Below are 22553 nucleotides of genomic sequence, written 5' to 3'. Positions count from 1 at the left end.
AGCTCTAAGGAGAATTAAATGAAAAATAATGCACTTATAATATTTGGAGGTACCGGAGATTTAGCATATAGAAAATTATTTCCGGCACTCTACGACTTATATATATTTGATAAATTAGAAAAAAATTTTTATATAATAGGAATAGGAAGACGAGATTATACTAATGAAGATTATAGAAGTATAATAAAAGATTGGGTAAAAAATTTTTCAAGAAGAGCTTATGATGAAGAAAAATTTGAAAAATTTTGTTTAAATATTTTTTATTATAAACTTCATTTTATGGAGTTAGAAGAATACAAAAACTTGTATAATTATTTTAATGAGATGAATTTATCCAATAATCTCATTTATTACTATGCAGTTTCACCGGAGTTTTTTGAACCTATTACAGATGGACTTGCAAAGCATAGTGATATACTGAAAGAATCTAAAATTATAGTGGAAAAACCGTTTGGAAAAGATTTGGAATCTGCTCAAAGGCTGAACCTAATATTCAAAAAATATTTAGATTATAAAAATATCTATTATATAGACCATTATTTAGGTAAAGAAATGCTGTTAAACATAATGACTATAAGATTTTTTAATACAATGTTTAACGGTGTATGGAATAATGAATTTATAGATAATGTTCAAATAAATGTATTTGAGTCAATAGGAGTTGAAACAAGAGGAGGATATTATGACAAAAGCGGAGCTATAGCAGATATGCTCCAAAATCATATATTCCAAATACTTTCCATAGTTGCAATGAATGAACCCGATACATTTTCTTCAAGCGACATAAAAGACGCACAGATAGATATATTCAAAAAATTAAGGAAGATAAATTCAAAGGATATAGACGATTATATGGTGCTTGGTCAATATGACGGCTATACAAAAGAAAAAAATGTAAATCCGAATTCAAAAACAGAAACTTATGTTGCTATGAAAATATTTATTGATAATGAAAGATGGAAAGATGTGCCTTTTTATGTGAGGACAGGGAAAAAATTGCATTCAAGAGAAATGAGTATAATAATCCAATTTAAACCCACAACGCACACATCAAAAATGCTTGCCCAAAACTATGGCAATGGAGATTTACAACAGATTGCCGAAAACAATATATTAGAGATAAAAATACAGCCTGAAGAAGGAATAAATTTGAGATTTAATATAAAAAAACCGGGAACAAGCGATGATATAGATGTGGCAAATCTTAATTACTGTCAAAGTTGTGATGCACAAAATTCAATAAATTCTCCTTGGTCATATGAGAGATTGTTGGAGGCTTGTATGAATTCAAACAGAACATTGTTTTCAAGATGGGAGCAAATAGAACTCAGCTGGAAATATATGAATGAAGTAATGGATAATTATAGAAAATATTCCAACAAGCTATATGTTTATGAGCAAGGAAGTAAAGGGCCTGCACAAGCAGAAAAAATAATTGGAAAAGACGGTAGAAAATGGATATAAGGCTGATTTAAAATTATAAATAATAGTTTTTTAAATAAATGCTTTATAAAAAACTTATTTATTATCTATAAGGGGAAGTTTTTATGAAAATATATGACGTATCAAAACTTATATCAGAAGATATGGTAGTATATAAAAATAGAGAAGAAAAAAAAATAAAGAGGACTATAGTATCAAGCTATGAAACGGGAGATTACTATGAGTCGAGATTGGATACAGACTTGCATTGCGGAACACATATAGATGCACCTCTTCACATGGTAAAAAACGGCAACACTATAGATAAATACAATGTGTCAAAATTTATAGGGAAATGTAAAGTTTTTGACCTTACAAATGTAGATGAATTTATCACAAAAAAAGATATAGAAAGTTTAGATATACAAAAAGATGACAGAGTAATATTTAAAACTAAAAATTCATATGATACTGTGTATAATCCTAAATTTGTATATATAGAAGAAGATGCAGCGGAGTATTTAGCTGAAAAGCAGATACAAAGTTTAGGTATAGATGCTATGAGCATAGAAAGAGACAAAAAGCACCATCCTACACATAAAATAATATTGAGAGCAAATATAGGAGTTATAGAAGATATGATGTTAAAGGATGTAAATGAAGGAGAATATTTTTTAAGTGCATTACCACTTAAAATAAAAGATAGTGATGCATCTCCTATAAGAGCTGTGCTTATAGAAGATTTTTCGCTTTAATTTAAACTTTGAAATTATAATACGCCTATTAAGGTATTTTGATAATAAAACTAACCTTATAGGCGTATAAAAATAAACGGTATTGTAAATGTTTTTGTGTATAGTTTTTCTTGTGATAAAACTACACTTAATTTATTAAATAGACAAAAATTTATTTAAAAAACTTAAAAATAATAGAAATATGATTTTTTACATATCTCACGAAACTATTTAAACTCCAATTTTATAATATAATTTTAAACTCTATACTGTTTTTATCTCTTGATAGGGCAATTACAGTTCCTTTGTGAATGTTTATAATAGATTTTGCAAGCGAGAGTCCTATTCCATATCCACCGCTTTCAGAATTTCTTGAATTATCTGCTCTGTAAAATCTTTCGAATAGTATATCATGGTTTCCTACTTCAATATAATCTAATGTATTTTTTATGGAAAGGGATTTTTTCTTTCCTTGTTTTTTTAAGTTTAAGGTGATTGTTCCTTTTTCATTAGAGTATTTTATTGCATTGTCAAGAAATATCCCTATCATTTGCCTTATATATTGTTCATTTCCATAATATGAAATGTTTTTTTCTATATTTATATTTAGAGTTTTTTTTCTTGTATTTGCCAAAGCTGCATAAGATTCAGATTCTTCAGCTATAACTTTTGATAGAGAAAAATCTGTCATAATTGTATTATTACTTTCTTCATCCATTCTTGAAAGGGATACTAATGAATTTGTAAGATTAGTCAATCTTTGCACTTGATTTTTATTACTTTTAGTCCATTCTGATTCTCCATATTCTATTTCTATTAAATCAGTATTTGCATCTATTATTGCAAGAGGTGTTTTTATCTCATGTGAAGCGTCTGTTATAAACCTCTTTTGTTTTCTATAACTTTCTTCCATAGGCTTTACAGCTATTTTTGAGAAAAAACATACTGTTATGAATACTGCAAGCATTGCAATTATTATTATAAATACGCTTACGATTAAAAATATTTTAAGAGTATCAAGATCTCTTGTACTGTCTAAAAATACAATTATCGTTTCCATCTGAATAATCAGCTTTTTTGTATTTATAATTGCCCAGATAGCCTGTAAGTTTATTTGATTTATATACACTGTGTGACATATCTGTTGCCTGAGTGGTTGATATTGCAGAGATAAAGCCTGTATTTATTGATATTAAATTTCCGTTATCACTAAAAACGGCACTGAAAAATCTGTTTTCATAAGGAGCTTCGGGAGAAATTTCAAAATATGGTTTTCTTGTCTTTTCAAAATCTTTATTTTCCTCCCGAAATGGTGCTTGTTCATCATTGTTTTTGATTTTACCATCATCAATTTTTTCAGGGAAATATCCGCCGTTATCTATAAGTATATTAAGTAAATTATTTTGCCGGTCATTAATGTTTTTATACAATATAAAATTTCCTATGCAAAGAATTATTGTCATAACTGCAAATATCGTCAAAACGGATATAAGTATAAATTTATGTTGCAATTTTTTTATCATTTTATCATCTCCAAAGAGTACCCCATATTTCTGTTTGCTTTTATGGCAATATTTGCCTTTAATGCAGTAAGTTTTTTTCTCAAATATGATATGTGTACCCAAACAACATTTATTTCTGCCTCACTTTCATATCCCCATATTCTATCCATAAATTTTTCTGTTGATATGAGTTGTCCGTTATTTGTCATAAGCATTTCTAAGACTTGAAATTCTTTGTTTGCAAGACGAAAACTTCCGTATTTGGAGGACAGTTCAAAAGTTGTTCTGTTAAGGCTGATATTTCCAACAGTTATTATAGAATCTGTAAGCTCTCCTTGTCTTCTTGTAACGGATCTTAATCGTGCAAGAAGTTCTTTAGTTGCAAAGGGTTTTGTCAAGTAATCGTCTGCGCCTGCATTTAAGCCTACAACTCTATCGTCTATTTCAGATTTTGCAGTCAACATTAAAACAGGTACATGGTTTTGTGATTGTCTTATAGTTTTTAATACCTGTATGCCATCTATTTTTGGAATCATAACATCTAATATAACAGCATCATAATTTTGTGTCTCTAAATAATATAGAGCATCTTCTCCGTCATATACTGCATCTACTGAGTAATTACTGTGTTTTAATATTGCTGTAAGTGCATTTGATAATTCTTTTTCATCTTCCACCAATAATATTCTCATAAGAATCTCCTTAATCTTATATTTAGGATATTATTATAAATAATAATTGCTATTTATCAATACTATTTTTACTATATTTTATCTCTTTTTTATATTATATCATGTCCTTTTCTTTTTTGTTCATTTTATTATAGATTATCCAATATGGTTTAGGGTTAAATAGAAATTGGTATTATATAAAAATATGTTTTTTAAAAATGCTGTAATTTTGCTTTAATAATATTATTAAACATTGTAAAATTTCATAAAATAGTTTAATATTTATATATTCAATTTATTTTTAAGAGGTGTCAAATGGGAGAGTTAAGAAAAAAAATAGGAATGGGTTTTTTACATAAACTTAATTTTATTTTGATTATTGCATTGTCATTAGGTTTGGCTGTGGTTGTGCAATATAGGTTATTGGAAAAAACCGTAAAAACTGATGTAGATACTTATGTCCAATATTTTGCATATTTCTTGTTCATATTTGCGTTTATTATTTTTATAATTTTCTATATAAAAATAAGAGCTGTATTGCCGATGAATGTATATCAAAATGGAATAGTTTTAAAAAGAAGACGTGAGACAATTATGTATCAGGATATACCTACATTTTATTTCATACCGTATTCAGACAGGAGAATAAAATATCTTATTGTGGAAAAAGGCAATGGAAGTAGGGTGATATTCAATACAAATCATACCGGAGATGATTTTGTAGATTATTTTCAAAAGGATTATATGGCTATAAATACAGATAAATTTTTGGAAAAGATTAGAAATGGCTCAGATATGATGTTTGGAGTATTGAGTAAAAAACAAACTTTGGTTTTGAAGGTCTTTAAAACTAAAAATATGGTAAGAAAACTGGAGTTCGAAGACAAATTTTATATAAGTAAAGATACTTTTCAATATAAGGATGTTAAATATAACTGGAATATAATAGATATAGACTATGATATACAAACAGGAAATATAGAAATAAAAGACAGAGATAATAACATAATCATGTCGACATATTTTCCTTATGTTGAAAAAGGAGAGTTTGCATTTAATATAATGGATCATTTAATAGAAGAGTCCATAAAAAACGAAGATAAAGTTGAAATTGAGTATATAGAAAATAATAATGAACATATTGCAATAACAGATAATGAGCTTGATGATAGTAAATATATAGATGAAAATATCTTTATAGATGATAAAGAAGAAAATGATTAGTTATACGAATTTGTTTTAGATTTATAACAGTTTATACTATTATACAATTAAAAATAGACTTTAATTAAAACTGTCTTTAATGATATTTTTATGAATAAATTTATAGTTTTTATATATAATTTTAATTATTTGTCTTAATTTTAATGGATTTTAGCATTAAAAGTTGTGATAGAAATATTAAAATAATAATTATATTTTAATAAATCCTATTCAAATTAAGATATGCTCAAATATATTAAAAAATATCTATATTTGATTAGATAATATGATTAAATAGTTGTTTAGTATTAGAAGGGGAAAGTGCCTATGCTAATGAGAGAAGAGAGGATACAGCTCATAGAATTCGGAAAAAAATTGGTTGAGTCAAGACTTACGAAAGGAACCGGAGGTAATTTAAGTATTTATGATCGTAAAAACGGTCATATAGCTATAACACCGTCAGGAATAGATTTTTTTGAGATAAAATTGGAAGATATAGTCATATTGGATATAGATGAAAATATAATAGAAGGGGACAAAAAACCGTCATCAGAATTGGAAATGCACTTGATCTTATATAGAACAAGACAAGATATAAATGCAGTTATACATGCTCACACAATATATTCGACTGTTCTTGGATGTTTGAATTTAGATTTGCCGGCAACTCATTATCTTACGGCTGTAGCCGGTACAAATGTCAGATGTGCAAAATATGCTACTTATGGTACAAAACAGCTTGCAATAAATGCTTGTGAAGCTATGGAAGACAGAAAAGCCGTGATATTGGCAAATCATGGAATATTAACAGGTGGAAGAGATTTACCAAATGCGTTTTCGATAGCAGAGGATATAGAGTATTGCTCAGAAATATACTGTAAAGCAAGGAGCATAGGCGAACCTGTTATATTATCAAATGAAGAAATGAAAATTATAGCTGAAAAATTTAAGAAACATGGTCAAAATAAAGCCAACTTATAATTTTAGTTTTAAAATAGAAGTGTAACATTTTAAATAAATACAAGTTTTTAACCATATTTAATATGCTTTTAATTTATTTTTTGATATAATGTATATTTAATATAGGATATTTGTGTTATAATGTATGAGATTTATCTTTGTCAATTAATACTGTTCTAATAAAAGATGTTGTAAAAATTTATTAAAAATAGATAATTTTACTTAAAAAACTTATAGTATGAAAAAATAATTATTGAATAGTTCAATTATATAATTAAGAAGTTTTATGAGGATTTAGATGCAAAGTGCTATAAAAAATGATATAAAAAAAACTAAAAGAGAACCTGCAAAAAGAATAGATTATATAATGCTTATTACTGTGATTTTACTTGTAATAATAGGCGTGCTTATGATTTTTTCGGCAAGTTCTGTACAAGCGAGCTATGAATATAACGATTCTACAAAGTTTTTGCGTTCGCAGTTGCAATTTGCTGCAATAGGTTTTGTTTTTATGTATATTGCAAGCAAAGTGAATTATAAAATATATAAAGACTATGTATTTATAATATATATCTTTAATATTATTTTGTTGATACTGACTTTATCCCCACTTGGCGTGAGTGTAGCCGGAGCAAAAAGATGGCTTAATGTGGGCTTCAAATTTCAAACTTCCGAATTTTCAAAATTTGCTTGTATAGTTACGACAGCATATTTTATAAATCTTAATAAATATACAATGCACAAATTAAAAAGTGTGATAATACCGATTGGCTTTTTGATTTTAAACTGTGCCCTTATTTATGTACAACCGTCTTTTTCTGCCATGTCAATAATATTAATGGTAGGGCTTATAATGATATTTGTAGGCGGGATGAGTGTAAAGTTTATGTTGATATCTGCAGTACCGTTTGGTGTTGGCATCATAACTTTAATGATGAAACAGCAATATCGTATGGCGAGATTAATGTCATTCCTTGATCCGTTTAAGGATACTTCCGGTAGAGATTGGCAAATTTCAAATTCAATATATGCTATGGCATCAGGAGGGTTATTTGGTGTTGGTTTTGGTAAGAGTACACAAAAATATTTTTATATATCTCAACCGCAAAATGACTTTATATTTGCTGTTATAGCAGAAGAGTTCGGTTTTTTAATGAGTGTTTTGCTTATATTTATATATGTATTTTTGATTTTCAGAATTTTCAGATTATTCGTAGATACTAAAGATACATTCGGTAAGATGCTTGTATGCGGAATAGGTCTGCAACTTGGACTTCAAACTATTATGAATATAGGAGTAGCAACAAGTACTTTACCAAATACAGGTATAGGATTACCTTTTATAAGCTATGGAGGTACATCGATAATTATGTTTCTTTCTATGACAGGAGTTCTTTTAAATATTTCAAGATATAGAGTCTCAAAAAGAAAAAAAGAGGTTGTTAAATGAAACTTATAGTTTGTGGTGGCGGCACAGGAGGACATATATATCCTGCTATTGCAATTGCTGAATATTTTAAAAATCAAGATAGTTCTACAGAAATATTATATATTGGCGGGAAATACGGTATAGAAAATAAAGTGCTGAAAAATTATGATTATAGATTTGAAACAATAGATATTAAAGGTTTTCAAAGAAAGCTAAGCATAGAAAATATAAAACGTGTTTTCAAAACTACGTCAAGTATGCTTAAAATGAGAAAAATTTTATCTAAAGAAAAACCTGATTTAGTAATAGGTACAGGAGGATATGTCTGTGGGCCGGTTGTATATATGGCGGCACTTATGAAAATTAAGACGGCTATACTCGAACAAAATGTATTTATGGGTATGACCAATAAAATTTTGTCTAAAAAAGTTGATTATATTTTTTACGGTTTTGATGAAGCGTTGAAGAGATATCCTTTTGATAATGCGATTGTATCAGGTAATCCGGTAAGAACGTTGGAATTTAATTATGATAAGAAAACTGCAAGGAAAGAGCTTAATTTTTCAAGTGATGAAAAAATTATATTGTCTATTGGAGGCTCGGGAGGTTCTCAGAGTTTAAACGATGCTATAAAATTGTTTGTAAACTATGCTGAAAAAAACAATATAAGACTTATACATTCTTGTGGAGAAGCATATTATGATGAGTTGAAAGAAGAATTTATAGATATAAATTATGATAAGTTTGAATTATATCCATATATAAAAAATATAGGGAAATATATGCAGTCAGCCGATATTATCATATGTTCAGCAGGCGCAAGTACATTATCCGAAGTATCATACTTTGGAAAACCTATTATAGCCGTTCCTAAAGCATATACAGCAGAAAATCATCAAGAGTATAACGCAAAGATGATAGAGGATTGCGGAGCGGGATATTGCATAAAAGAAGATATATTAAACGCTGATATTCTGGCAAATAGAGTACAAAATATATTGTTTAATCAAGATGTTTTTGAGAAAATGTCAGATAACAGCAGTAAGTTGTATAAAGGTGATGCTTGCAAAATAATATATGATGCACTTATATAAAGGGTAGATAGATGAAGAAAAAAGTTACTATGTCATTTTTTGGAATTTTAATAATATTTCTTATTTCTGTTTTATTTTATCTTTTTTCAGGCAGGTATTCAGTTAATAAAATAACTATACTTGGACAGACTAATTTGACTAAAGATAAGATATTGGAACTTGCCAAAATAGATATGAATAAGAATATATATATTATGAATACTAAAAATATAGAAAAAAATCTTACTGCAAATAACTATATACAAAGTGCAACAGTAAGAAGAAAATTTCCACAAGAGATAACAGTATCAATAGTTGAGCGTATTCCTGTTGCAAGTATACCGATAACGAGTGGATATGTGATAATAGATGAGAATGCAACTGCAATAAGTATAGTTCAAGATGAAAAGTCTGTAAAAAAACCTATAATAAGCGGTATATCTATAAGTAATATAAAACTTAAGGATACAATACCTGTAAAAGATAAAGATGCACTCGAAAATATACTGAAGATAATACATTTAATATCTTCACTTGACTTACTTGATAATATATCATATATAGATTTAAAAAACTATGATGACATATCTATGACTACAAATACAGGTATACTGGTAAGATTCGGCAATACTGATGATATGCAATATAAGGTTAAGGTTTTGAATAAAATACTTATAAATCTATCAACTAAAGGCAAGACATCCGGTACAATAGATATGAGATTTGATACTGACCCTGTATACTATGAATAATATTTATTAAATATATTACAAAATATATTTAGAATTTTTTAAATTTTTTATAGACGAAATGGCTTTTTATTGATATTATAATAAGATAGAATATTTTTTAGATGATTATTTTCAATTTATATAAATAATTTTTAAACAGTAAAAAATTTATTATAGATTTTTATAGATAAGTATATATTTTTTGGAGGATAACAATGTTTCTTGAAACAGCAATGAACAATGAAGATATAAAAATATTGATAGTAGGTGTAGGCGGCGGTGGCGGAAATGCCGTAAACAGAATGATAGAAGAACAGATAAAAGGCGTGGATTATATTGTAGCCAATACAGACTATCAAGCACTCCAACATTCACTTTCTGAAAGCAGGATACAATTAGGCGAAAAGCTTACAAAAGGTCTTGGTGCAGGAGCAAAACCTGAAATAGGTAAAAAAGCGGCTGAAGAAAGTTACGAAAAAATAAAAGAGGAACTCGCCGGAGCGCAAATGATATTTGTTGCTGCAGGTATGGGAGGCGGTACAGGTACAGGTGCATCTCCTATAATAGCAAAAGTTGCAAAAGAAATAGGTGCACTTACAGTAGGTATTGTTACTATGCCGTTCAAGTTCGAAGGAACAAAGAAGAAAAAAATGGCAGAAGACGGACTTGAAGAACTTAAAAAGAATGTTGACTCAATAATAGTGATACCGAATGATAAAATTCTGGAAATATCTCCAAAAGGTATAACATTTGAAGAAGCGTTAAAAAAAGGTAATGAAATTTTAAAAAACAGTGTAAAAGGTATAACAGATATAATAAAATTAAACGGTATAATAAATACTGACTTTGCAGATGTTAAAACTGTTATGGAAAATAAGAGTTTATGTCATATGGGATTCGGTAGAGCCAAGGGCGATAATAAAGCTCTTGAAGCTACTAAACTTGCAACTGTATCTCATCTTTCAGAAACATCTATTTGGCATGCAAAAGATTTACTTGTCAATGTTACATCGTCAGAAAGCATAACGATGGATGATATATATGCAATAGGTGATTATGTAAGAGAAGCTATAGGTGAAGATGAAGATTTTGCATCAGATAATGTAATAGTAGGAAGTGTATTTTCTGATGAAATCGGAGATGAAGTATCAGTTGTAATAATAGCAACAGGGATAGACGAAAACGGACAACAGTTAAATACAAACAGATCACAAGGTTCAGTAAAAGAGGTTCATCAAAAAGAAGTTCATCAGGAGTCAAAGGTGGAAAAAAGTTACCTTCAAAGCAATACAGATGATCTTGATATAGATAATGATTTGGATATAGAGCCTGACAACATACAAAGCATAAGTGAGATAACTACTGATAGAAAACCTACTGAGCTTAAGATTCCGCCATTTTTAAAAAGTACAGGTAGGAAATAGACATGAATTGCCCATATTGTGGAAGCAGTGATCTTAGAGTTATAGATTCAAGGCATGTAGAAGAAGATAATACTATTAAGAGAAGAAGAGAATGTGAATCCTGTAAAAAGAGATTCAGCACATTTGAAATGATACAAGAAGCAAGTATTATTGTAATAAAAAAGGATGGTTCTCGAGAGTTTTTTGACAAAAATAAAATATTAAGGGGTATAGTGCGCTCATGTCAAAAAAGACCTGTCAGCACTAAGCAAATGGAAGAGATAGTAAGTGATGTTGAAAAACATATACTAAATTCCCCTGATAAAGAAGTATCAAGTAATCAAATAGGAGAACTCGTTATATCAAGATTGAAAAAACTTGATGTAGTGAGTTATGTAAGATTTGCATCTGTTTATAGAGAATTTAAAGATGTTAACAGCTTTTTTGATGAACTCAATTCAATAGTAGAGTCAGAAAAGGAATTATAATAATTTGTTTTTTAAAACCTATGATATTAATATATCTTAGGTTTTTTTATGAAAGATGATATTATGGAATTAAGTAAGCAAAAATTTTCTAATATAATAACCAAGATAACAGAAGGATCTATTGCAGATGAATTGGAGATAGAAAAAGGAGACATATTACTGTCAATAAATTCTCAAAGTGTGGAGGACATAATAGAGTATCAATATCTTATAGCTGATGAATATATAGAGCTTGAAATCCAGACAAAAGATGGAGAAATAGTAATATATGAGATAGAAAAAGACATTGATGAAGACTTAGGCATAGAATTTGAAAATCCAATAATAAATTCGGTTCAAACTTGCAGGAATAAATGTATGTTCTGTTTTATAGATCAATTACCAAAAGGACTTAGAAAAACTCTTTATATAAAAGATGATGATTCAAGACTTTCTTTTTTGCAAGGTAATTTTATAACCATGACTAATATGGGTAAAAAAGAAATTGATAAAATGATAAAATATCATATATCTCCTGTAAATATATCAGTGCATACAACAGATAGCGAGCTTAGAATAAAAATGCTGTCAAATAAAAATGCAGGTGATATATTGGAAAAGATGAAAAAATTAAAAAAAGCCAATATTACAATGAATGCTCAGATAGTTCTTATTCCAAATGTTAATGACAAAAAAAATCTGGAAAAGACTTTATATGATTTGGAAAAGCTACATCCACAATTACAGAGCATAGCTATTGTGCCTATAGGTATTACAAAATATAGACAAAGACTTGCTAAAGTCGATATATTCAATACTGAGACTGCAAGAGATTTGATATTGCAAGTTCAAGAGTTTCAACACAAATTTTTGAAAAACTTAGGCACAAGATTTGTATTTTTGTCTGATGAATTCTATGTTATGTCAGGCGTTAAAAGACCTTCGTATAAAGAATATGAGGGATTTAAACAGCTTGAAAACGGTGTTGGACTTATGACTAAACAAGAATATGAATATAATAAGGAATTAAAAAAAATAAACACCTACAATAGAAAAAGAAATGTGTCAATTGCGACAGGAGAGTCAGCCTTTGAATATATAAAACACTTATCTGACAATATGATGAGAAAATATGATTCGTTAAATGTTAACGTATATAAGATAGAAAATGATTTTTTTGGCAGAACTATAACAGTTGCAGGACTTATAACAGCCACAGATATGATTAAACAACTTAAGGGTAAAGATTTAGGAGAAGAGTTAATAATTCCAAAAACTATGTTAAAATCTGACGAAGATATATTTTTGGATTCAATAACACTTGATGAATTTGCCCAAACTATGAACATAAAAGTAAAACCGTCTGAAATTGACGGACACAGCTTTGTAAAAAATATACTTGGAATATAATTTTTTTATTTTAATCAAAAGCTTATACTAATTTTTAATAGGATAATATATAGTTTATATGATAAGTCTATAAATATATATTATATTTTATTAAATTTATACAATAGTATTTTTCTATAGCTTTATTGAGTTTTAGTATTAAATTATATTTTATGTGAATACTATTTTGATGTTATTATAATTTTTAAAATAAATTCAGGAAATTAATCATTAGTATTATATTTTTTGTTAAAAAATAAGTTATATGATAAATATGTGAAAGGGAATATTATTATGAAAAAGACGGTTGCAATAGTAGGCAGACCGAATGTCGGAAAATCTACTCTTTTTAACAGACTTGTCGGAGAAAGAATATCTATTGTGGAAGATACTCCGGGAGTTACAAGAGACAGAATATTTGCTGATGTAAGCTGGCTTAACTACAGCTTTACCCTTATAGATACCGGCGGAATAGAAACGGATACAGATAATCTCATACCGGAAATGATGAGAAAACAGGCACAAATTGCAATAGATATGGCTGATGTAATAATGTTTGTTGTAGATGGAAAAGCCGGTCTGGTTCCACAAGATTTTGAAGTTGCAGATCTTCTTAGAAAATCAAAAAAGCCTGTTATTGTTATAGTTAATAAAGTAGATAATTCAAGATTACCTGATGATTATTATGACTTTTATCAATTAGGTTTTGATAATATGTACGCCATATCATCAACTCAAGGATTAGGTCTTGGAGATATGTTGGATGAGATAGTTGCATTGTTCCCAAAAGAAGAATTGTTGGAAGTAGAAGATAATTCTATAAAAGTTGCAATAATAGGCAAACCTAATGCAGGAAAATCATCAATATTAAATGCACTCATAGGTGAAGAAAGGACAATAGTTTCACCGATAGCAGGTACAACAAGAGATGCAATAGATGAAAAATGTAATATAAACGGAATAGATTATACATTTATAGACACTGCGGGAATAAGAAAGAAAAATAAAATTTACGACAATATTGAAAAATATTCAGTCTTAAGGGCATATAGTGCAATAGAAAAAGCAGATGTTGTATTAGTGGTTATAGATGCGACAACTATGGTAACTGAACAAGATACAAAGATAGCAGGCTTGGCACATGAAGCCGGTAAATGCGTAATAGTAGTTGTAAATAAATGGGATTTGATACAAAAAGAAACTAATACTATGAGAGATTATACGTCAGATGTGCGAAATTCATTGGCATATATGCAATATGCACCTGTAGAATTCATATCGGCTAAGACGGGCAAAAGACTTAACAATATAGTGGAACTTATAAATAAAGTATATGAATCAGGTAGAAAAAGACTATCAACAGGTGTATTAAACGATGTTATAGGAGATGCAGTTATGCTTAATCAACCTCCGTCTGACAAAGGAAAAAGACTTAAAATATATTATGCTACACAGACAGGCGTATTGCCTCCGACATTTGTAATTTTTATAAACGATAAAGAGCTGTTCCATTTTTCATATCAAAGATATTTGGAAAATAAGATAAGAGAGAGTTTCGGTTTTGACGGTACTGTTATAAAGATAATTCCGAGAGAAAAAGGTGACAAAAACAAATAGGAGTTATTATGTATGAGATAGTAAAAATAACCAAAAAAAGAAATTCAAACTATAATTTATATATAAAAGATTATAAAGAAGAAAAAATAGAAATACATCTTGATATATTATATTCGTATTCATTATACTCTATAAGAGAAATAGATGAAAAAAAATTTGAAGAGATGTTGATTGAAAATCAAAAAAAACTTGCTAAACAGCAAGCATTAAAGATATTGTCATCATCAAGCAAGACAAGAAAAGAATTGATAATTAAGTTAAGACAAAAAAAATTTACACAAGATGCTGTAGATTATGCTATGAGTTTTGTAGACAACTATGAATTCATAAACGAAGAAGATATGGCGGAAAAATTAGTAAGCGGAGCATATAAACGTAAAAAATACTCAAAAAGAAAGATACAAAACGAATTGCGGCAAAAAGGTATAGATTATGAAGTTATAAATGAGTTGACATCAGATATAGATGATGATGAAGAATATGAAAACGCAATGCACTTTGCACAAAAGAAATATAAGAGCATATCAGCCAAAGACAATGAAACCATAAAAAGACGGCTTATATCAGCTCTTAGTTATAGAGGCTTTAATTACGATATAATACGAAAAGTTATTGATAAAATAATATATGATGATTAAATTTTTTATATGAAAATTGGGAGATTTATATGAAAATAGGTTTTGATGAAGAAAAATATCTTGAAGAACAGTCAAAATATATACTTGAAAGAGTTGAAAAATTTGAGAAATTATATCTGGAATTTGGAGGTAAATTGCTACATGATACTCATGCTGCAAGAGTTTTGCCTGGATATAATGAGAATACAAAAATTAAATTATTACAACAATTAAAAGATGATTTGGAAGTAATAATATGTGTATACAGCGGTCATATAGAAAACAACAAGATGATAGGGGATTCCAATATAAACTATGAAATGGCTGTATTCAGACTTATAGATGATTTAAGGGCATATAAATTACATGTAAATTCAGTAGTAATAACAAGATATGAAGAAAAACCTCTAACAGATATATTTATAAGAAAATTGAAGAGAAGAAATATAAAGACATTTAAGCATAAAGCAACGCAAGGTTATCCTACAAATGTAGATGTGGTAGTAAGTGAAGACGGGTATGGAAAAAATCCTTACATACCTACAAGCAAACGCATAGTTGTAGTTACAGCACCCGGCCCTGGAAGTGGGAAATTGGGTACGTGTCTTTCGCAATTATATCACGAATTTGCACAGAATAAAAAAGCAGGATATTCAAAATTTGAAACATTCCCTGTTTGGAATATGCCACTTAAACATCCGCTTAATGTAGCTTACGAGGCTGCAACGGCAGATTTAAAGGATATAAATATGATAGATTCTTTTCATATGGATGCCTATAATCAGATTGCAGTAAATTATAATAGAGATATAGAGAGTTTTCCTTTGCTCAAAAAGATGCTCGAAAAAATAACAGGACAAGACTCAATATATAAATCACCTACCGATATGGGAGTTAATAGAGTTGCATTTGGAATAACAGATGATGAAATTGTAAAAGAAGCATCAAAACAAGAGGTTATAAGAAGATATCTAATCGCAAAATCAGATTATGTGAAAGGCAACTGTGAAATAGATGTGGTCGAAAGATTGCAGTTAATAATGGAAAGCTTGGGAATAAAAGAAGAAGACAGAAAAGTAATATTGCCTGCAAGAGAAAAAGCGCAAAAGATGAAAAAAGAAATGAAAAATGATGAAATAGCCAGTGCAATAGCTATTGAATTATCAGACGGTATGATATTGACAGGAAAAACGACTAAGTTTATGGATGCATCTGCAGCTGTGATATTAAATGCGCTTAAATACTATGCGGACATATCAGATGATATGCTACTTTTAGCACCACTTGTATTAGAGCCTATACAAAAATTGAAAAATAAAATATCAATATCCCAAGTTATTGCATTAAATGTAGAAGAAGTGCTTATAGCTTTAAGTATATGTGCTGCAACAAATACCATGGCAGAAAAAGCACTTTCTAAAATAGATATGCTTAAAAATTGCAAAGCACACTCAACTACAATAATGAACAGCACAGATGAACAAATGTTTTGTCGTTTGGGAATAGAAATAACAACTGACGCCGTATTTTCTAATAACAATTTATATTATGTTTAACGATATTTTTTTATAAAATTAATGCATAATGTAATTTCAATAAAATATGAAAAAAGAGTATATGAAGTGTTTTATATACTCTTTTTTGCATTATTCTTTTATTCTTAATCTTTCAACCAATTCTTCATCAGGTGTTACATAAACTGTAGAATTTGTTTCGTAGATGACCATTCCCGGTTTTGCACCGTTTGGTTTTTTTACATTTTTTTTCAATGTATAATCTATAGGAACACTTTGTGAAAACTTGGCTTTGCTGTAAAATGCACATATTATTGCAGCTTGTTTTATAGAATTTTCCGATATTAGTCCGTTTTTTGATTTTATTATACCATGTGAACCTGCTATGTTTTTCGTATGCAACCACATATCATCAGATTTTGCAAATTTTAATGTCAAATAGTCGTTTTGATTGTTATTTCTGCCTACATATATTTCAAATTCATCATCTGATATAAATTTCATGGGATTGAATTCACTTTTATGTTTTTTCTTTTTTGCATCAGATTTATTTTGTCTAACTATTCCTTGTGCTTGCATTTCTATTATTATATCTTCTAAATCACTTATATTTGATATATTTTCTATGGATAATTCTAAATTATAAAGGTAGTCCAATTCTTCTTTAGCCTGTGATATTTGAGTGGATAATTCTTTTTTACGAGATTTCATTTTATTGTATTTTTTATATAGTTTTTGTATATTTTCTGACGGTGTCAGATTTTCATCTAAGCTTATTGTAGTTTTAGGTGTATTTTCATCGTAAAAATCATCTACTTCTATATTCTTCATACCTTTTTTTATCATATAGATGTATGCTGTGAGCAGGTCTGCATCTTTTTTATAATCTTCAAGACATATGGTTTCATTTATTTCTTGCGATTGTTTTTGTATTTTGTTTTCTAATGTAGATATTTTTGATTTTAATATTTTTCTTATATCATGGCTTTTTTGGTTAAGCCTGTCTTTTGAATCTCTTGTGTTGTAGTATTGTTCGCATATGAATGATATGCTGTCCTCTTTTTTTATCTCAAAGCCGTCATACATGGACAGATATATACAGGAAAAATCTACTGTAAAGCCTAATTTGTCAAATACTATGCAAGGTTCAAAATTGCCACTTTTTATAGTGCTCATAATTCTTGAAAAAGAATTGTGCAATCTTTCTACTTCTATTGGCGACAATTCTGTAGCTGAAGTGGATATATCTATGTTACTGCGATAGCAAATCTCTTTAGCTATTAGAGGGCTAAGCCCGGAAAACTTGGAGTATAACACTTTGTATATAGGCATTTTTTGGTAAGTAAGCTTGATAAAATCTTCAAGATTTATATTGTCTGTAGGATTTGATTTTTCTTGTTCAGGTGGTGATTTGTAAGTTATTGCCGGCAATACTTCTCTAAATGAACTTACAGATATAGGTATTCTTTTTGCGGCATCTAAAATTTTATTGCTCTGTTTATCTATGAGTATTATATTACTGTGTCTACCCATTATTTCTATTATAAGTCTTCGTACTTTTTGTTCTTTCAATTCATCAAATGTATCAATATCAATATATATAACTCTGTCAAAACTGTCTTGAGACACTGACAATATTCTTCCGCCTTGAATATATTTTCTAAGTATCATAAGGAAGTTAGGTGCTTTTAGCGGATTTTCTTTTTTATAACTTGGCGCGAGATATATTCTTGGAAAAGATGGGCTTGCACTTATCAATAATTTATAAGTTTTTGAGTTGCCTCTTAAGGATAGAAGAATCTCATCTTTTTCGGCTTGCGATATTTTATCTATTTTGAGTGAAGTGATTTTTTGTTGCAATTCTTGTACTATTGAGTTTATGGTAAGTCCGTCAAAAGCCATATCTACCTCCGTTGTATGTAATTAAAATAATCAGATAATTATATTTTATACTTAAAGTTTATTTAATTAGGTGTCAGTATAAATTGAGGAAGAGTATATTAAAAAATATCTGTTCTTAATCTGATAACAGTATAATTTATTAAAATTCATAGAAATTTGTGTTTATATTATTTTTTAAAGTTAATTGACTGAAAAAATAAAATATTTTTCGATAAAACCATATAAGATGATAACATAGTTTTATCAAAAAATAAATATTATAATATATTTAATTGCTTAAAAGTTTTCATTATATTATACGAATATATTGCACTTTCAATTATCTGTGAATACATTACAGCGCCGTATCCTTCGCCAAGACACAAATCTAAATTGAGCGGAGGAGTGAGATTTAAATATTCTAATGCAAAATTTCCCGCTTTTTCTCTTGTTTTATGTGAGCATATAAGATAATCTGTCGTTATGGGAGTAATGAGTTTTGCAAGCATTGCAGCGGAATATGTTATGAGTCCGTCCAATATCACAGGAGTATTTCTTGCACAGCAGGCAAGTATTACGCCGAGCATACCGCCTGTTTCAAATCCGCCTATTTTTGTGAGTATGTCGATATAATCATTTTTGTTCGGTTTATTTATTTCAAGAGACTTTTTTATGGCATTAATCTTATTTTTTAAAATATCATCATTTATACCTGAGCCTCTGCCTGTTATTTCATCAGGAGATTTATCCGTTATGCAAGATACTATTGCTGTTGCTATAGTGGTGTTGGCTATGCCCATTTCTCCTAAAGATATCAAATTGTATCCTTCATCAATAAGTTTGTTTGCATAGTGTATTCCTGTTTTTATGGATTTTATTGCCTGCTCTTTACTCATACTGTGAGTTTTGGTTATATTTTTTGTGGATTTGGCAATTTTTTCGTCAATTATTTCATCGCTTAATTTTTTATCAGAATTTATTCCTATGTCGATAGCCAACATCTTGGTATGTGTATATTCGCATATAGAGCCTATGGCAGAATAGTTTTGCACAAAATTTGGAAAATGAATTGCTGTTAATGATTGATTGTCTTTTGATACATTTTCTTCATAAACTCCGTTGTCTGATCCGAAAGTAATTATAGCTTTTTTCGGCATAGTCAAATTTGAAGTTTTATATATGCCTGCTAATTGTATAGTAATATTTTCCAATACTCCTAATGCTTTTTGCGGTTTTATAATATTGTTTTGTCTTTCTTCAGCTTTTTTCATAGACTCTTTGTCTAAGGGTTTAATATTATTTATTAAATCATCTATTATGTTCATTATAATTCCTTTTAAAATATCAAAGATTAACTTAAAAATTTATTCAATGCGAATGCCATTCCACCATCATCATTGGTTTTAGTAACAAAATCTGCCATATCTTTTAATGGTTGAACAGCATTTCCCATTGCAACCAAAGTTCCTGAAGTGTTTCTCATTGAAATATCGTTAAAATTATCTCCTAAAGCAAGTATTTCAGATTTTTTTATATTTAATTTTTTTGCCAAATTCTCTATACCGAAACCTTTATTTACGCCTTTTGCATTTATCTCCAATTCATTCATACTTTGGCTTACTATTTCGTATGGAAGGTTTTTTATTTCTTCAAATGTCATATCTCTTGCAGTTGTACTTCCAAAAAATGAGTGTAATTTTATTGCACCTTTTTTCATATTTTTTATGAAATACTCCATATCGTCTACAAGTTCTCTTGACGCATTGATAAGGTCGTGGAATTGAACCGGGATATAGTTATATCTCTCTTGTTTCAATTTCTTGTCACAGTATATTTTACCATCTTGATAAAGTTCAAAAAGTGCATCTTTTTCTTTTAAAGCAGAAAATATTACGTGGCAATCTTTCGGTTCGATACAGATTTTGTACATATCCTGTTTTGTCCAAGCATTAAAAGCATAGGCTCCGTTTGCAGTTATGGCATATTCCATGTATGGAAGTCTTTGTATAACTTCGTCCATTTCCATAAAACCTCTGCCTGTACAAAATGCAAAATGAACTCCTTTTTTTGAATATTTTTGTATGGTTTCTTTTGCACTTTGCGGTATTTGACCCTTGCTGTCAAACATAGTGCCGTCTAAGTCTGTTGCTACTAATTTTATCATTGTTCACCTGTTTAATACAAATAAAAAATTTTACTATATTTATTATAATTGAATTTGTAATAAGTATTATCCTAACACTACCTAATACTATTTTTTAGATTTATCATCTAATCCCTTAAACTTTGTAGAGTTTATTTTTTCAAGAGATAAAATCTGAGTTCTTGCAAGTTCTCTGAGCTCTATCATTCTTTCTTTTTGCTGCATTCCTTTGCTGATAAGAATCGCATTATAGCTTTCCATATTAGCAAGTACCAACAGTTCATTAATACTTGCATAATCTCGCATATTACCTTTTAAATCCGGATTTTCATCGTGCCATTGCTTAGATCTTTTGTTAAATAGTGATACATTAAGCATATCAGCTTCACTTGCGTATTTGTAAGATAGCTGTTCATTGGTTAAATCAGATAATAAATATTCTTTTATTGCATCTGTATGGATCTTGTAGTTAATTTTTGATATTTCTCTATTTAAATTCCACCCTAATGATAATCTTGAGTTTTCATCATCTTTCAGTCTTTGATAGTCCTTAATGATATACAACTCAAATTCTGCTGAAATCCAAGAAGCAAATTTGAAGGCAATGTCTTTATGAGCAAAAGTTCCTCCGCTTCTTCCAAGTTTTACAAACAATCCTATAGCATTGGTACTATTTGACCATTTTTGTGGAGATAGCGTAAATGCATTACTTCCTGCTTGTTCTAAATACCCCTCGAATTCGAGGGGGTTAAAGTTTGGATTGTTTAACTTCTCCCATATGCCTAAGTACTCTATTGTGTTGTAATTTCTCATCCAGTTTGCAACTACTACATTAGGTTCTTCGCTATTCTTATATTTGGCAATATCAGTAAGACTTATATAATCATTTTTAAAGTCTTCAGTATAAATTTGAATAGAAAGCCCCTTTGCTTCAATTGTGTCTTTTTTGATTTTAGACATTTCTAAAATCCTCCTTTATGCTGTTGTGCTGTTTACAATAATTATATTCAAATAGCAACTCTAAAATAGTACACCCAAATTACTTAATGCTCAACACTATTAAAAAATATAAAATTGATTATTTTTAAAAAGTACAGAATTTTAAGGATATGATTATATTATATTTCCGATTAGTGTTTAATATAAGCATAGGTATTAATATTAAAAATCTTTTAAAAAGTCATATTATCTATAAAATAATAGTGTAATAAGCTATCACATAAAAATATAATGGCTGAATTGGAATGATATGGTATTTTAATGGATAAATAGTATCATTGTAAGATATGTGTTAATGAGGTTTTTTCTCTTTTGAAGAAAAACTTTCCATATCTATTTTTATTATTTGTGTAACTTTTAGACTTTTTTGTATAGCACTTTCAAAATATTGCATATCATCAGGGAGATATTTTTCGCATAATATTTTAAGTGCAAATATTTTTTCTTCTTCATCTTCTACAAATACGGCATTGCCATAGAATATTGCTGATTGAAAATATGTGGTATAGGAGCCGTCGTATATAGGCTCTGATTTTGAAACTGCACTTATACATACTCTTGGATATTTTTTTAATATATCTATTTTTCTGCCTACTTTTGCACAGTGAAAATATATTGTATTTTCATTTCTTACATGTGATATAGGTATGGCATACGGTTCATTGCCGTCATACATTGAGATTGTTGCATAACCTGCGTTGTCCAATACTTGAAGTGCAAAATCCTCGTCCATCGCTCTGTCTTTTCTGCGCATTTGCATATTTTTCATAATCAATTTCTCCTTTTGTGATAATTTAA

General features: G+C 28.9%; 21 protein-coding genes. 13 read left to right on the top strand and 8 right to left on the bottom strand.

Going from position 1 to position 22553, the window contains the following annotated elements; all coding sequences use genetic code 11:
- The first annotated feature begins 18 nt into the window (after positions 1 to 18).
- Positions 19 to 1464 (top strand): glucose-6-phosphate dehydrogenase, encoded by a 1446-nt coding sequence (gene zwf / locus HMPREF9630_RS02440; protein ID WP_009526957.1) that lies wholly within the window; start codon positions 19 to 21, stop codon positions 1462 to 1464.
- A gap of 83 nt (positions 1465 to 1547) precedes the next feature.
- Complete coding sequence (locus HMPREF9630_RS02435; protein WP_009526956.1) at positions 1548 to 2177, top strand: cyclase family protein; 630 nt, start codon at positions 1548 to 1550, stop codon at positions 2175 to 2177.
- A 223-nt stretch (positions 2178 to 2400) separates the two neighbouring features.
- On the opposite strand, the gene HMPREF9630_RS10495 is transcribed toward HMPREF9630_RS02435, so the two are convergent.
- Genes HMPREF9630_RS10495 through HMPREF9630_RS02425 form a run of 3 tightly spaced genes read right to left on the bottom strand, consistent with a single transcriptional unit; the run spans position 2401 to position 4350 of the window.
- The gene (locus HMPREF9630_RS10495) at positions 2401 to 3216 is read right to left on the bottom strand and encodes a sensor histidine kinase (RefSeq protein ID WP_009526955.1); all 816 of its coding nucleotides are present in this window, start codon (positions 3214 to 3216) and stop codon (positions 2401 to 2403) included.
- Positions 3173 to 3679 carry a hypothetical protein gene (locus HMPREF9630_RS10490; RefSeq protein WP_009526954.1) on the bottom strand — a complete coding sequence of 169 codons (507 nt, stop codon included), beginning with the start codon at positions 3677 to 3679 and terminating at the stop codon, positions 3173 to 3175. Before HMPREF9630_RS10490 ends, HMPREF9630_RS10495 begins: the two co-directional genes overlap by 44 nt.
- A complete protein-coding gene (locus tag HMPREF9630_RS02425; RefSeq protein WP_009526953.1) occupies positions 3676 to 4350 on the bottom strand; it encodes a response regulator transcription factor in 675 nt (224 codons plus the stop codon). Before HMPREF9630_RS02425 ends, HMPREF9630_RS10490 begins: the two co-directional genes overlap by 4 nt.
- A 294-nt stretch (positions 4351 to 4644) precedes the next feature.
- Between HMPREF9630_RS02425 and HMPREF9630_RS02420 the strand changes: the two genes are divergently transcribed.
- The 11 genes from HMPREF9630_RS02420 to HMPREF9630_RS02370 all read left to right on the top strand — a co-directional run bounded on the left by HMPREF9630_RS02420 (position 4645) and on the right by HMPREF9630_RS02370 (position 16774).
- The gene (locus tag HMPREF9630_RS02420) at positions 4645 to 5553 is read left to right on the top strand and encodes a hypothetical protein (protein ID WP_009526952.1); all 909 of its coding nucleotides are present in this window, start codon (positions 4645 to 4647) and stop codon (positions 5551 to 5553) included.
- A 306-nt stretch (positions 5554 to 5859) separates the two neighbouring features.
- Positions 5860 to 6513: an L-fuculose-phosphate aldolase gene (locus HMPREF9630_RS02415; protein WP_009526951.1), complete on the top strand. Its 654-nt coding sequence runs from the start codon at positions 5860 to 5862 to the stop codon at positions 6511 to 6513.
- A gap of 277 nt (positions 6514 to 6790) precedes the next feature.
- Positions 6791 to 7942, top strand: a complete 1152-nt coding sequence (locus HMPREF9630_RS02410; RefSeq protein WP_009526950.1) for an FtsW/RodA/SpoVE family cell cycle protein — start codon at positions 6791 to 6793, stop codon at positions 7940 to 7942.
- Positions 7939 to 9015 (top strand): undecaprenyldiphospho-muramoylpentapeptide beta-N-acetylglucosaminyltransferase, encoded by a 1077-nt coding sequence (gene murG / locus HMPREF9630_RS02405; RefSeq protein ID WP_009526949.1) that lies wholly within the window; start codon positions 7939 to 7941, stop codon positions 9013 to 9015. The genes HMPREF9630_RS02410 and murG overlap by 4 nt, the downstream gene beginning before the upstream one ends.
- Positions 9016 to 9026: 11 nt before the next feature.
- Entirely contained in the window at positions 9027 to 9746 is a 720-nt protein-coding gene (locus HMPREF9630_RS02400) for a cell division protein FtsQ/DivIB (RefSeq protein ID WP_009526948.1), read from the top strand.
- Positions 9747 to 9940: 194 nt separating this feature from the next.
- A complete protein-coding gene (gene ftsZ / locus HMPREF9630_RS02395; protein ID WP_009526947.1) occupies positions 9941 to 11149 on the top strand; it encodes a cell division protein FtsZ in 1209 nt (402 codons plus the stop codon).
- Between the two features lie 2 nt (positions 11150 to 11151).
- A complete protein-coding gene (gene nrdR, locus HMPREF9630_RS02390; protein ID WP_009526946.1) occupies positions 11152 to 11616 on the top strand; it encodes a transcriptional regulator NrdR in 465 nt (154 codons plus the stop codon).
- 48 nt (positions 11617 to 11664) lie between these two features.
- A complete protein-coding gene (locus HMPREF9630_RS02385; protein WP_009526945.1) occupies positions 11665 to 13005 on the top strand; it encodes a DUF512 domain-containing protein in 1341 nt (446 codons plus the stop codon).
- 273 nt (positions 13006 to 13278) lie between these two features.
- The gene (gene der, locus HMPREF9630_RS02380; protein ID WP_009526944.1) at positions 13279 to 14601 is read left to right on the top strand and encodes a ribosome biogenesis GTPase Der; all 1323 of its coding nucleotides are present in this window, start codon (positions 13279 to 13281) and stop codon (positions 14599 to 14601) included.
- Between the two features lie 8 nt (positions 14602 to 14609).
- Positions 14610 to 15239: a regulatory protein RecX gene (locus HMPREF9630_RS02375; RefSeq protein WP_009526943.1), complete on the top strand. Its 630-nt coding sequence runs from the start codon at positions 14610 to 14612 to the stop codon at positions 15237 to 15239.
- Positions 15240 to 15268: 29 nt separating this feature from the next.
- Entirely contained in the window at positions 15269 to 16774 is a 1506-nt protein-coding gene (locus tag HMPREF9630_RS02370; protein ID WP_009526942.1) for a DUF1846 domain-containing protein, read from the top strand.
- A 90-nt stretch (positions 16775 to 16864) separates the two neighbouring features.
- On the opposite strand, the gene HMPREF9630_RS02365 is transcribed toward HMPREF9630_RS02370, so the two are convergent.
- From HMPREF9630_RS02365 to HMPREF9630_RS02345, 5 genes are all read right to left on the bottom strand, one after another.
- Positions 16865 to 18634, bottom strand: coding sequence for an Rqc2 family fibronectin-binding protein (locus HMPREF9630_RS02365; RefSeq protein ID WP_009526941.1), 1770 nt, complete (start codon positions 18632 to 18634; stop codon positions 16865 to 16867).
- A 257-nt stretch (positions 18635 to 18891) separates the two neighbouring features.
- The gene (gene cobT / locus HMPREF9630_RS02360) at positions 18892 to 19938 is read right to left on the bottom strand and encodes a nicotinate-nucleotide--dimethylbenzimidazole phosphoribosyltransferase (RefSeq protein ID WP_009526940.1); all 1047 of its coding nucleotides are present in this window, start codon (positions 19936 to 19938) and stop codon (positions 18892 to 18894) included.
- Positions 19939 to 19964: 26 nt separating this feature from the next.
- Positions 19965 to 20777 carry a Cof-type HAD-IIB family hydrolase gene (locus HMPREF9630_RS02355; protein ID WP_009526939.1) on the bottom strand — a complete coding sequence of 271 codons (813 nt, stop codon included), beginning with the start codon at positions 20775 to 20777 and terminating at the stop codon, positions 19965 to 19967.
- 87 nt (positions 20778 to 20864) lie between these two features.
- A complete protein-coding gene (locus HMPREF9630_RS02350; protein WP_009526938.1) occupies positions 20865 to 21716 on the bottom strand; it encodes a KilA-N domain-containing protein in 852 nt (283 codons plus the stop codon).
- A 331-nt stretch (positions 21717 to 22047) separates the two neighbouring features.
- Entirely contained in the window at positions 22048 to 22524 is a 477-nt protein-coding gene (locus HMPREF9630_RS02345; RefSeq protein ID WP_009526937.1) for a pyridoxamine 5'-phosphate oxidase family protein, read from the bottom strand.
- Between the last annotated feature and the right edge of the window lie 29 nt (positions 22525 to 22553).

It is taken from the genome of Peptoanaerobacter stomatis (assembly GCF_000238095.2).
Lineage (GTDB): Bacteria > Bacillota > Clostridia > Peptostreptococcales > Filifactoraceae > Peptoanaerobacter > Peptoanaerobacter stomatis_A.
This window is presented reverse-complemented; position numbering and strand designations above follow the sequence as displayed.

Excerpts from the sequence above, each read along its gene's own strand:
- HMPREF9630_RS02400 (WP_009526948.1), top strand. The coding sequence starts at position 9,027 with ATGAAGAAAAAAGTTACTATGTCATTTTTTGGAATTTTAATAATATTT.
- nrdR (WP_009526946.1), top strand. The coding sequence starts at position 11,152 with ATGAATTGCCCATATTGTGGAAGCAGTGATCTTAGAGTTATAGATTCA.
- HMPREF9630_RS02350 (WP_009526938.1), bottom strand. The coding sequence starts at position 21,716 with ATGTCTAAAATCAAAAAAGACACAATTGAAGCAAAGGGGCTTTCTATT.
- zwf (WP_009526957.1), top strand. The coding sequence starts at position 19 with ATGAAAAATAATGCACTTATAATATTTGGAGGTACCGGAGATTTAGCA.
- HMPREF9630_RS02410 (WP_009526950.1), top strand. The coding sequence starts at position 6,791 with ATGCAAAGTGCTATAAAAAATGATATAAAAAAAACTAAAAGAGAACCT.
- HMPREF9630_RS02385 (WP_009526945.1), top strand. The coding sequence starts at position 11,665 with ATGAAAGATGATATTATGGAATTAAGTAAGCAAAAATTTTCTAATATA.
- HMPREF9630_RS02355 (WP_009526939.1), bottom strand. The coding sequence starts at position 20,777 with ATGATAAAATTAGTAGCAACAGACTTAGACGGCACTATGTTTGACAGC.
- cobT (WP_009526940.1), bottom strand. The coding sequence starts at position 19,938 with ATGAACATAATAGATGATTTAATAAATAATATTAAACCCTTAGACAAA.
- HMPREF9630_RS02370 (WP_009526942.1), top strand. The coding sequence starts at position 15,269 with ATGAAAATAGGTTTTGATGAAGAAAAATATCTTGAAGAACAGTCAAAA.
- HMPREF9630_RS02345 (WP_009526937.1), bottom strand. The coding sequence starts at position 22,524 with ATGAAAAATATGCAAATGCGCAGAAAAGACAGAGCGATGGACGAGGAT.
- HMPREF9630_RS02425 (WP_009526953.1), bottom strand. The coding sequence starts at position 4,350 with ATGAGAATATTATTGGTGGAAGATGAAAAAGAATTATCAAATGCACTT.
- HMPREF9630_RS02365 (WP_009526941.1), bottom strand. The coding sequence starts at position 18,634 with ATGGCTTTTGACGGACTTACCATAAACTCAATAGTACAAGAATTGCAA.
- ftsZ (WP_009526947.1), top strand. The coding sequence starts at position 9,941 with ATGTTTCTTGAAACAGCAATGAACAATGAAGATATAAAAATATTGATA.
- HMPREF9630_RS10490 (WP_009526954.1), bottom strand. The coding sequence starts at position 3,679 with ATGATAAAAAAATTGCAACATAAATTTATACTTATATCCGTTTTGACG.
- HMPREF9630_RS02375 (WP_009526943.1), top strand. The coding sequence starts at position 14,610 with ATGTATGAGATAGTAAAAATAACCAAAAAAAGAAATTCAAACTATAAT.
- HMPREF9630_RS02435 (WP_009526956.1), top strand. The coding sequence starts at position 1,548 with ATGAAAATATATGACGTATCAAAACTTATATCAGAAGATATGGTAGTA.
- HMPREF9630_RS02415 (WP_009526951.1), top strand. The coding sequence starts at position 5,860 with ATGCTAATGAGAGAAGAGAGGATACAGCTCATAGAATTCGGAAAAAAA.
- HMPREF9630_RS02420 (WP_009526952.1), top strand. The coding sequence starts at position 4,645 with ATGGGAGAGTTAAGAAAAAAAATAGGAATGGGTTTTTTACATAAACTT.
- der (WP_009526944.1), top strand. The coding sequence starts at position 13,279 with ATGAAAAAGACGGTTGCAATAGTAGGCAGACCGAATGTCGGAAAATCT.
- HMPREF9630_RS10495 (WP_009526955.1), bottom strand. The coding sequence starts at position 3,216 with ATGGAAACGATAATTGTATTTTTAGACAGTACAAGAGATCTTGATACT.
- murG (WP_009526949.1), top strand. The coding sequence starts at position 7,939 with ATGAAACTTATAGTTTGTGGTGGCGGCACAGGAGGACATATATATCCT.